The organism is Thalassobacter sp., assembly GCF_982993085.1.
The window spans coordinates 1-10,961 of the sequence record NZ_CEZFMW010000118.1 but is presented as its reverse complement, the minus strand read 5'-3'; the positions used below and the strand labels follow the sequence as shown (position 1 = coordinate 10,961).

Annotated in this window: 10 protein-coding genes and 1 pseudogene; 6 read left to right on the top strand and 5 right to left on the bottom strand. The window is 61.7% G+C overall.

Annotation, left to right across the window (positions count from 1 at the left end; genetic code table 11):
* Positions 1-255 precede the first annotated feature (255 nt).
* From AC4GMC_RS15120 to rfbA, 5 genes are all read left to right on the top strand, one after another.
* Positions 256-1,686, top strand: coding sequence for a mannose-1-phosphate guanylyltransferase/mannose-6-phosphate isomerase (locus AC4GMC_RS15120; RefSeq protein ID WP_487875802.1), 1,431 nt, complete (start codon positions 256-258; stop codon positions 1,684-1,686).
* Between the two features lie 74 nt (positions 1,687-1,760).
* Complete coding sequence (gene rfbC, locus AC4GMC_RS15115; RefSeq protein WP_487875801.1) at positions 1,761-2,315, top strand: dTDP-4-dehydrorhamnose 3,5-epimerase; 555 nt, start codon at positions 1,761-1,763, stop codon at positions 2,313-2,315.
* Positions 2,316-2,318: 3 nt separating this feature from the next.
* On the top strand, positions 2,319-3,380 hold the full coding sequence (rfbB, locus tag AC4GMC_RS15110) for a dTDP-glucose 4,6-dehydratase (RefSeq protein WP_487875800.1): 1,062 nt from the start codon (positions 2,319-2,321) through the stop codon (positions 3,378-3,380).
* Positions 3,377-4,219, top strand: a complete 843-nt coding sequence (gene rfbD / locus AC4GMC_RS15105; RefSeq protein ID WP_487875799.1) for a dTDP-4-dehydrorhamnose reductase — start codon at positions 3,377-3,379, stop codon at positions 4,217-4,219. The genes rfbB and rfbD overlap by 4 nt, the downstream gene beginning before the upstream one ends.
* On the top strand, positions 4,216-5,088 hold the full coding sequence (rfbA, locus tag AC4GMC_RS15100; protein ID WP_487875798.1) for a glucose-1-phosphate thymidylyltransferase RfbA: 873 nt from the start codon (positions 4,216-4,218) through the stop codon (positions 5,086-5,088). Before rfbD ends, rfbA begins: the two co-directional genes overlap by 4 nt.
* 102 nt (positions 5,089-5,190) lie before the next feature.
* On the opposite strand, the gene AC4GMC_RS15095 is transcribed toward rfbA, so the two are convergent.
* The 3 genes from AC4GMC_RS15095 to kdsA form a co-directional block, all read right to left on the bottom strand.
* Entirely contained in the window at positions 5,191-5,979 is a 789-nt protein-coding gene (locus tag AC4GMC_RS15095; protein ID WP_487878870.1) for a 3-deoxy-manno-octulosonate cytidylyltransferase, read from the bottom strand.
* 21 nt (positions 5,980-6,000) lie between these two features.
* A complete protein-coding gene (locus tag AC4GMC_RS15090; protein ID WP_487877820.1) occupies positions 6,001-6,972 on the bottom strand; it encodes a KpsF/GutQ family sugar-phosphate isomerase in 972 nt (323 codons plus the stop codon).
* Between the two features lie 65 nt (positions 6,973-7,037).
* On the bottom strand, positions 7,038-7,907 hold the full coding sequence (gene kdsA / locus AC4GMC_RS15085) for a 3-deoxy-8-phosphooctulonate synthase (protein ID WP_487877819.1): 870 nt from the start codon (positions 7,905-7,907) through the stop codon (positions 7,038-7,040).
* Positions 7,908-8,141: 234 nt separating this feature from the next.
* Between kdsA and AC4GMC_RS15080 the strand changes: the two genes are divergently transcribed.
* Complete coding sequence (locus AC4GMC_RS15080) at positions 8,142-9,278, top strand: DUF2793 domain-containing protein (protein WP_487877818.1); 1,137 nt, start codon at positions 8,142-8,144, stop codon at positions 9,276-9,278.
* Positions 9,279-9,359: 81 nt separating this feature from the next.
* Here AC4GMC_RS15080 and AC4GMC_RS15075 read toward each other — a convergent pair whose 3' ends face one another.
* Together AC4GMC_RS15075 and AC4GMC_RS15070 are read right to left on the bottom strand one after the other, a co-directional pair.
* Positions 9,360-10,409 carry a ParB/RepB/Spo0J family partition protein gene (locus AC4GMC_RS15075; protein WP_487877817.1) on the bottom strand — a complete coding sequence of 350 codons (1,050 nt, stop codon included), beginning with the start codon at positions 10,407-10,409 and terminating at the stop codon, positions 9,360-9,362.
* A 144-nt stretch (positions 10,410-10,553) separates the two neighbouring features.
* Positions 10,554-10,961, bottom strand: a pseudogene (locus AC4GMC_RS15070) (AAA family ATPase); the annotation flags it as partial.

Here is a 10,961-nt window from a genome sequence, read left to right as displayed (position 1 = left end):
CAAGGGACCATATCTTTGGCCCGCACCGCAACGAAAATTCTGCGCCCATGCGGGGGTAAGCCTGCGCACAATTACGTTAACAATACATAAGATTGATTATACGAAAATTTGAAACATGCCCCGATTTGGTCATGTTCCCGCCCCCAAGCGTGACATGATGGCCGCGCATCGTCGCCATATCCCTTAACCATTTGCGCGCGCTCAGACCGCGCGGCATAACAAAAGGTAAATGCCAGCCGTCGATTGGGCCAAAATATGATTACACCTATTTTATTATGTGGAGGCTCGGGCACCCGCCTTTGGCCCCTGTCTCGCAAAAGCTACCCCAAACAATTTGTCCCCCTTGTGGGCGATGAAACGCTCTTTCAAGCATCTGCCCGGCGCACCCATGCCCCCGGCTTTGCCCCCCCCGTTGTCGTCACGGGCAGTGATTTTCGCTTTATCGTCGTCGAACAGCTGCAACAGGCCGGAATCGACCCCGGTGCGGTGCTGATTGAACCCTCCGCGCGCAACACCGCCCCTGCGGTTTTGGCCGCCGTCGCCCATGTGCGCACCTGCGACCCCGAGGCTTTGGTACTGGTTGCGCCCGCCGATCACGTCGTCCCCGACGCCGCCGCCTTCCGCGCAGCGGTACAGGCCGGTGTGGCGGCCGCGCAATCTGGCCAGATCGTTACCTTTGGCATCACCCCTGACCGGCCCGAAACGGGCTATGGCTATCTTGAAGTCGCTGCAGCACCAGCAGAGGCCCACGCCACGCCCCTGACCCGCTTTGTCGAAAAACCCGATGCCGAGGCCGCCGCGCATATGCTGGCGGCGGGCAATTTCCTATGGAACGCGGGGCTATTCTTGGCCCGCGCCGATGTGCTTGAGGCCGCCTTTGCCGCCCACGCCCCCGACGTCGTGGCCCCCGTCACCGCGGCCCTTAAGACCGCGCAAACCGATCTGGGGTTCCTGCGGCTAGACCCTGCCGCATGGGAAACCGCCCCCGATATCTCAATCGATTATGCCGTGATGGAACGCGCGCCCAACCTGTCGGTCGTGCCGTTTTCTGCGGGCTGGTCCGATTTGGGCGGATGGGAAGCCGTGCGCATCGAAATGGGCGTCGATGATGCGGGCAACGCCACCCATGGCCCCGCTACCGCAATCAACTGCACCGGATCGTTGCTGCGCGCCGAAAGCACTGCACAAACCCTTATCGGGATCGGGCTAGAGGATATGGTGGCCGTGGCCATGCCCGATGCAGTTCTGGTCGCCCCCCTCGCCCGCGCCCAAGAGGTCAAACAGGCCGTCGCCGCCCTAAAGGCGCAAAAGGCCCCCCAAGCCACCGAATTCCCCAAGGATCACCGCCCTTGGGGTTGGTTCGAAAGCCTCGTGATTGGTGACATTTTCCAAGTCAAACGCATCCACGTGAACCCTGGCGCGCAGCTCAGCCTGCAAAGCCACGAACACCGGTCTGAGCATTGGATCGTGGTCGAGGGCGTGGCCGAGGTCACCATCGGCGGCACCATCAAGCAGGTTCCGGCCAATGAAAGTGTGTTCATCCCCCTTGGGGTCAAACACCGCATGGCCAACAAAACCGACGCGCCCATGGTCCTGATCGAAGTGCAAACCGGCACCTATTTCGGCGAGGACGACATCGTGCGCTACGAAGACATCTATGCGCGCGGTCAGGGTGCCAAGGGCTAATCCAGCACCAACACTGTGACCCAGGGGCGGGAGGGCCCCATAAGACCAAAATTCCACAAAATAGAGACAAAACCATGTTGATTGAACCCACCTCCCTACACGGCGTCTTACGCCTTAGCCCCAAGCGATTTGGCGATGCCCGCGGCTTTTTCAGTGAGACATGGAACAAGCGCACCTTTGCGGACGCGGGCCTTGATCTGGACTTTGTCCAAGACAACCATTCGCTGTCCGCGCAGGTCGGCACGGTGCGCGGGCTACACTTTCAGGCCCCCCCCGACGCGCAAGGAAAACTGGTGCGCTGCGGACGCGGCGCGATCTTTGATGTCACTGTCGATATACGCAAAAGCTCTCCCACGTATGGGCACTGGCTGGGCGAGGAACTCAGCTTTGAAAACGGCGTGATGCTGTGGGTGCCGCCCGGCTTTGCCCATGGGTTCATGACCCGGCAACCCGACAGCGAGATCATCTATAAATGCACCAATTATTACGCGCCGGCCTCTGATGGGGGCGTGCGCTGGGACAGTTGCGGCATTGATTGGAACTGGGACGGGGATGTCATCACCTCTGACAAGGACCGCGACGCCCCTGCCCTCGCCGATTTTGACAGCCCCTTCATATTTGAGGACTAAGCCATGAAACTTCTTGTCACCGGCGGGGCCGGCTTCATCGGATCTGCGGTTGTGCGCCAAGCGGTGGCGGCGGGCCACGATGTCATCAACCTTGATGCGCTGACCTATGCCGCTTGCCTCGAAAATGTGGCCTCCGTAGCGGATGCACCAAACTACACCTTTGTGCAGGCCGATATCCGCGACCGCGCCGCGCTGGACCGTGTTTTTGCCACCCATACGCCCGATGCAGTCATGCATCTGGCCGCAGAATCCCACGTGGATCGGTCCATCGACGGCCCCGGCGATTTCATCGAAACCAACATCACCGGCACCTACCACATGCTGGAAGCCGCGCGCGCCGCGTGGGTCGCCCAAGGCCGCTCCGATGCGTTCCGTTTTCACCATATCTCGACCGATGAGGTGTTTGGATCCTTGGGCAAAACGGGCCAGTTCACCGAAACCACTTCCTACGATCCCCGCTCGCCCTATTCAGCCTCCAAGGCGGCCAGTGACCATCTTGTGCGCGCATGGCACGAAACCTATGGCCTGCCGATCGTGATGACGAATTGCTCCAACAACTACGGCCCCTACCATTTCCCCGAAAAGCTGATCCCTGTGGTGATCTTGAACGCGCTGGCGGGCAAACCGCTGCCCATCTATGGCGATGGATCGAACGTGCGCGACTGGCTTTATGTCGAAGACCACGCCGACGCCTTGCTGACCGTCCTGGCCAAGGGCGCTGTGGGGCGCAGCTACAACATCGGCGGCGAAAATGAGCGCACCAACCTAGAACTGGTCCAAACCCTTTGCACCATCCTCGATGAGATGCAGCCAAAGGCGGATGGGTCTTATGCGGATCAGATCACCTTTGTCACCGACCGCCCCGGCCACGACGCGCGCTACGCGATTGACCCGTCGCGCATTGCGGAAGAACTGGGCTGGCGGCCCTCTGTCACGGTTGAGGAAGGGTTGGCCAAAACCGTACGCTGGTATCTCGACAATGAGGCGTGGTGGCGGCCCCTGCAAACCCGCCACGGCGTGGGCGAACGGTTGGGCGGGGTCACGGCACCAAAGGCCTCCGCATGATCCTTGTGTTCGGCAAAACCGGCCAAGTGGCCCAAGAACTGGCCCCCCTGCCCGATGTCACCTGCTTGGGGCGGGATCAGGCCGACCTTACGGACCCAGCCGCTTGCGCGGCCGCCATCCGGACCCACCGCCCCCGCGCGGTGATCAACGCCGCGGCCTACACGGCCGTTGATGCCGCCGAACAGGATGAGGCAACGGCCACCACCATCAACGCCGACTCCCCCGGTGCCATGGCCCAAACCTGCGCCGAACTGGGCATCCCGCTTGTCCATATCTCGACCGATTATGTATTTTCGGGCGGGGGCACGGCCCCTTGGGCCCCGGATGCACCGACCGGCCCCCTGGGGGCCTATGGGCGGTCAAAACTGGCGGGCGAAACCGCGGTGCGCGCGGCACGCGGGCCGCATGTGATCCTGCGGACCTCTTGGGTGGTGTCGGCCCATGGCAACAACTTCGTCAAAACGATGCACCGCCTTGGCGCAGAGCGGGATCACCTGACCGTGGTGGCCGACCAGATCGGCGGGCTGACCCCGGCGCGCGCCATCGCACAGGCCTGCCACACCATTGCACGAGCCTTGATCACAGACCCCACCAAGGGCGGCACCTACCATTTTTCCGGCGCGCCAGACGCGTCATGGGCCGATGTTGCCCGGGCGGTGATGACGGCGGCGGGGCATCCCTGCACGATCACCGATATCCCCTCCTCTGATTATCCCACACCCGCAACGCGGCCGCTGAACTCTCGGATGGATTGCACCACGTTAGAGACTGTTTTTGGCCTCTCGCGCCCTGATTGGCGCGTAGGCATCCAAGAAATTTTAAAGGAAGTGACCCCATGAAACGCAAAGGCATTATTCTTGCTGGCGGCTCCGGCACACGGCTGTATCCGATCACAATCGGAATCTCGAAACAGCTTTTGCCGATCTATGACAAACCGATGATCTATTACCCCCTGTCGGTCCTGATGCTGGCCGGTATCCGCGAGATCGCGATGATCACCACCCCTCAGGACCAAGATCAGTTCAAGCGCACCTTAGGCGACGGCAGCCAGTGGGGAATCTCACTGACCTATATCGTACAACCCTCGCCCGATGGGCTGGCGCAGGCTTATCTGCTGGCCGAAGATTTCCTCGACGGCGCGCCCTCCGCAATGGTGCTGGGCGACAACATTTTTTACGGCCACGGGCTGCCCGAGATGATGGCCGCCGCCGAAACCGGAGAACCCGGCGGCACGGTCTTTGGCTATCACGTGGCCGATCCCGAACGCTACGGCGTGGTGGGGTTTGATCCTGACGGCTCGGTGCGCCAGATCATCGAAAAACCCGAGGTTCCCCCGTCAAACTACGCGGTGACGGGGCTTTATTTTCTGGACGGCACGGCCCCTGCCCGCGCACGCCGCGTCCAACCCTCCGCGCGGGGAGAGTTGGAAATCACAACTCTGCTGGAAACCTACCTACATGAGGGCACCCTGAGCGTGCAGAAAATGGGTCGGGGTTATGCGTGGCTGGACACGGGCACCCACGGCTCCTTGCTGGATGCGGGCAATTTTGTGCGGACCCTGCAAACCCGGCAGGGCATGCAGGCCGGCTGCCCCGATGAAATCGCCTATGAAATGGGCTGGATCAGTGCCGATGACCTGAAAGAGCGCGCCGAGATGTTCAAGAAAAACGACTACGGGCAATATCTCGAAGGGCTGCTTAAGGAATAAGCCGTCAGCTTTGGGCTAAAAATCTGTACATTAGACACTGTTTTAGCCCAAAGCCCCTCCCCCACGGGTGGGCAAACTGTACCCAAACGTCTGAACCCCGCCTCAGGCGCCCTGCAACACCGCCTCAATGCGGGCGATGTCTTCGGGGTTGTTCAGCTCCCAAAACACGCGGCCACGGGCATCCACCTCAACGCACATCACTGGCGTGCCGTTTTCCACAAACCGAAGCTGCTCCAGGCCTTCACGGCCCTCAAGCGTGCCCTCGGGCCATGTGATGTATTGGGCCAAAGCGGCGGGACGATAGGCATAGACGCCCACGTGGTGAAACACCGGGATCGGATCGGGGACTTTGCCCGGATCGATGTAGGGGATCACTTCCTTTGAAAAGTAGAGCGCCCGGTTTTCGGCATCAAACACCGCTGTTGTGCCCCCGACCCGACCCGCAGCGCGATCCTCACGGAACATGCCGTACGTCGCCGCATCACACCGCAGGACCGGCGTCGCGACCTGCGCATCCGGGTTGGCGGCCATCGCAGCGATCAACGCCTCTAGGAACCATGGGGGTGTCAGAGGGGCGTCGCCTTGCAGGTTCACCACCAAATCAGTCTCTAAACAGGCATTTTTTAGGGCTTCAGCGCACCGCGCGGTGCCGTTCTCAGCCTCAAGCGCGGTCATAATAACCTCAGCGCCAAAGCTGCGGGCCGCATCCGCAATCCGGTCGTCATCCGTGGCCACATACACCGCGTCGACCCCCGCAATCCCTTGGGCCGCTTCCCATGTCATCTGGATCAGGCTTTTGCGGCTGCCGTCGGCCTGTACCATTTCGGCCAAGGGTTTGCCCGGATACCGGGTCGAGGCATAGCGCGCGGGGATCAGGATTGTGGTTTTCATGGGGTGTCCTTTCCTGCCGCCCTAGGCGACGCCTGCCCGCAGCAAATCATGGATGTGCAAGATGCCCACCGGCGCATCCCCCTCGGTCACCATCAACACCGAGATCTTTGCGCTTTGCATCATGGCCAAGGCGGCCGCGGCCAAAGTATCCGGCGTTACGGTGCGCGGATCGCGCGTGGCGACCTCACCGGCGGTTTTGCCCATCAGCACCGCCATATTGCGCCGCAAATCACCATCCGTGACAACACCCGCAAGCCGCGCGCCGTCGATCACACCGGTGATCCCGAACCCCTTAGAGGTCATCTCCAACAACGCCTCTGGCATCGGTGTGCCAGCCTGCACTAATGGCATTTCATCGCCCGTATGCATCAGGTCCGCGACCTTTGCCATCTGCGCCCCCAGCTTGCCGCCGGGGTGGAACACCGCGAAATCTTCGGCCGTGAACCCCCGTCCCCGCAACAATGCCACCGCAAGCGCATCCCCCATGGCCAAGGCCAGCGTGGTGGATGTGGTGGGCACCATGCCGATGCCACAGGCCTCAGACAGCTTGGGCAGGGTCAGCCGGTAGGTCGCGGCCTGGGCAAGCGTGCTTTGCCCATTCGAGGTCAGCGCCACAAGCGGCACTTTGAACCGCAGACAATGCCCCAAGATATCCTTCAACTCGGCGGTTTCGCCTGAGTTAGACAGTAACACACACACATCTGCCCGCGTGATCATGCCCAAATCGCCATGCGACGCCTCACCGGGATGAACGAACTGCGCAGGCGTCCCCGTCGAGGCCAGCGTCGCCACGATCTTGGCCCCGATGTGCCCCGATTTCCCCATGCCCGAAACGATGACCCGCCCCTCAGCCTGCGCAATCAGGGCAACGACATCGGCAAAATCGGCGGGCAAGTCAGCCGCCAAGGTCGCCAGTGCCGCGCTCTCGGTCATAAGGACTTCGCGGGCGATATCCGCCGCAGCGGTCGGGGCAAGGGGGGGTGTATGCGTCATGACGCGGTTATGGGCACGCACAGGGCAGAGGTCAATTGGCCCCTGCCCGCCTCTGCCCGACCCGCCTAGCCTGCCGCGATCATCGGCTTGGCCACGGCATCCAGCGCCTTGAGCTGGCTCAGCAACGTTTCCAACTGATCCAACGGCACCATGTTGGGCCCGTCCGAGGGGGCCGCATCGGGGTTTTCGTGGGTCTCGATAAAGACACCCGCCACACCCACTGCCACCGCCGCACGCGCCAAAACGGGCACATATTCGCGCTGCCCGCCCGAACTACCGCCCTGCCCGCCCGGCTGTTGCACCGAATGGGTCGCATCAAAAATCACCGGCGCCCCGGTGCGCGCCATTTCCGGCAGGCCGCGGAAATCAGTGACCAGCGTGTTGTAGCCAAAGCTCGCGCCGCGTTCGGTCAACATCACATCCCGCGCGCCAGAGTTCACCACCTTGGACACCGCATTGGCCATGTCCCACGGGGCCAGAAACTGCCCCTTTTTGATGTTTACGACACGCCCCGTTTTGGCGGCCGCGACCAACAGATCGGTCTGGCGGCTCAAAAAGGCAGGAATTTGCAGGATATCGACCACCTCAGCCACGGTCGCGCAATGGTGCGGCTCATGCACATCCGTCAACACGGCCATCCCAAAGGTGGATTTGATCTCCGCAAAGACCTCAAGCGCGGCCTCCATCCCGATACCACGCTTGCCCGACAGGCTGGTGCGGTTGGCTTTGTCGTAGGACGCTTTGAACACCGCCGACACGCCCACACGGTCCGCGATTTCTTTGATTTGGCCCGCCATCATCAGGGCATGGCCCCGGCTTTCCATCTGGCACGGGCCCAGAATGAACGACACAGGGGCCGCGTTATCAAACACAACCGGCGCGGCCTTTGGGCCCACGGTGATGGTCGGGTTTGGGGTGTTGGGCATGTCGGTCATATCGGGACGTCCTTGGACAAAAGATCAGAGGTATAGGCGGGCAAAACCCATCGCGTTGGCGCCTTGGTACTGCGGGCGCGCGCCCTTTTCCAGCACAACCCCGCATTGCCCCCACCAGAGGGATACACGCCCCCCGCGCAAACGTAGAAAATTAACATTCTGTTAACTGCTCAGCCCGACATTTCGCATCTCTTATTACACGCACATGCTGGTTCAATTCTTGTGGAGGTCACATTGTCTGACTCGTCTCTTATCTTGTCATTGCCTTATATTCAGCCTGCACAGGCCCAAAAACACGTCACCCATAATGAGGCCATTCGCACCCTAGACGTTATCGTCCAACCCACCGTGACCGAGGTGGGGCGCACGACCCCCCCCGAAGACCCTGCCCAAGGCGCGCGCTATGTGGTGGGCACGGGCGGCACAGGCGATTGGACGGGCCTCGATGGCGCCATCGCCGTGTGGGAGGACAGCGGCTGGACCGTCATCGTGCCCTTGCCGGGGTGGACCACGCGCGCCACGGACACGCTGATCGAATGGGTCTATGACGGCAGCACATGGGTTTTGCCCGGCAACGCGGTCGAAACCTTGGGTGTGAACACCACCGCCGATAGCACCAACCGCCTTGCTGTATCCGCGCCCAACACCCTGCTCAGCCACGAAGGCGCGGGGCACCAGTTGAAAATCAACAAGGCAGATGCCTCTGAGACCGCAAGCCTTTTGTACCAAAGCAACTGGTCGGGGCGCGCAGAAATGGGGCTGGCGGGCAGCGATAATTTCTCCGTCAAGGTCAGCGGGGATGGGACCACATGGTTTACCGGCCTAGAGGTGGATGCCGACAGTGGCATGGTCAGCTTTCCATCTGGGGCCCACGTCCCGCATCACGCTGAACTGGGGGGGCGCTGGATTGCCTATACCGATCAGCGCTGGGTGACGCTGTCACGCGCCCATGGGGCGGTGGGTGATGCCCACACCGGGGCCAGCGACACCGGGGCCGATCCTGCCCTGACGTGGTTGGACACCGGGCTTTATTTGCGCGCGGGCAGTCGGGTTGAGACCCTGATGGGCCGTTTGCGCGCCGATGGGGCCGAGGCGGCGGACCTGACCAGCTATAGCCTGCGGCTTTATTTCCAACACGGCCCCGATACGCCGGACGGGGATGCTTGGAACACAGACGCCGAAACCACCCGCACGTTGATCTTTGGCATCGATGACGCGCCTTTGTCCCAAGGCTGGCGCGAACTGACCGCAAGCTTTGCGGCCTATACGGCGCCGGATAACGGCAGCCTTTTGATCTATCTTAAGCCCGGCGGCAGCTATGGCGCGGACCAGCAGATCGTCTCAGAGATTGTGGTGGGATACACCCAATAGGGCAGGGCGGGGCGCTTGCAAAATAGGTATCAAACCGGACCCATTGTTGCGCACGCGCAACAATGGGTCAATACAACTGACCTATTCTACGAAGTCGTCATCAAAGTCACGGACCAGTCTTTTGACCGCTTCGAACAAAGCATCATCCGCACCCGTGACCTGCAAAAGTCCCTTATTAGGCTCAAAACTTACCTGCGGGCGGCGCGGTTTGACCACGGGGGCCTCGGCCAATTCCTTGGCCTCTTGGGCCTGTTCTGCCGCGGTCTCGACTTGGCTTTGAAGCACCGGTTTATCGCCCAAGACACGCTCCATTAACGCGGCCTCTTCCGCGGGGCTGACCTCCGCTTGGGCGGCCAATAGATCGCGCAAGCGCACGCCCAATTCGGCATCGGCGGTCACTGCTTTGACCAGCGCAAGGCCCATGCGCTCAGACAGGTGGGCAGGGTGGCGCAGGCTGTCACCCAAGGCCCGCACCAACGGCATCAGCGCCTTGATCCGAGACCGTTTAGACCGCGTCACATGTTCATAGAGCGTTTGCAGCGCGTCTTTTTCATCGGAAAACAGACCGTTTTCCAGCGCACGCACCACCATATGGGCCCGCTCATAGGGGGACAGATCAACCCGGACCTCGTTTTCCTCGACCATGGCCACATAAGCCGCCTGCGCCGAGCCATGCGAAATCACCTGTGCCTTTACGGTGCCAAAGGCCGGGTCCTCAGCGGCCAGTTTGCGCAGCGCCGCCATCCGCCGGTACCCCGAGATCAACCCATACCGCCCCGGTTGGTCGGGCAGGGGGGTGACCTCAATCGGGGTGCTTTGCCCCCGTGCGCGCAACGAGGCCACAAGGACCTCTAGCTCTTCGCCATACATCCCCATGCGGTCGCGCAGAATGTGGTGCATTTCGATGGCCTCTAGGGGCAACGCCTCTAACAGGCGGCCCGAGGCGCGCGCCTCGGTAACCATGTCCGACAGCTCGGTCAGGGCGGCGGTGCTGGCGGCTTGTGCACTGACTTGAGCGATCGGGGGCGGCGCAATGGAGGGGCTGGGAAAGGGCGATGCCTTGGCGTCTGGTGCGGATGCCGCCTGCGGGGATAGGGCGGCCGCGGGGCTGAGACGTTTGCGTTTGGCCATTTGGGTGTCCTCCTGGATCGGGGGCGGAGCCTAGCGGGGAGCAGAGACTGCGCCTAGGGGTTTCTTCCCCCTCAAAATGCCTTGGTTAGGGTCTATTTGACGGATGAAATCGGCTCAGGTTGGTTGAGGGGGGTACGCTACAGCTCATTCCGCCGCCTCCCGCTGGGCCAATTCATCCCGCCGCCAAACACCCAGCAGAAGCTTTTTGAACGCCGCATAAGTAGCATCAAAGGTTTCGCGCCCACGGGCATAGGTTTCACGGTTAAAGTCGCGGTAATCAGCCTCATAGATGCCCGACACCTGCTCACCCGCTTGACCGATGAGGGCGGTAAACCCTTGGCGGTGCGGTGACAGGGTCTTGCCCAGATAGGCCTGCATCAGGGCCGCCAGTTCCGCCTGCTGGCTTTCGTCATGGCGGGTCAGAACGGCGCGCACGGCATCCCACTCAAACGCCATCTCGGGGCGGCCAAGGGCGCGGGCGGCGATGTTTTCGCCCTCTTCGATGGAGGCAAAGGTGGAATGGAGCATGTCGAAAAACCGCCCCGTACTGTC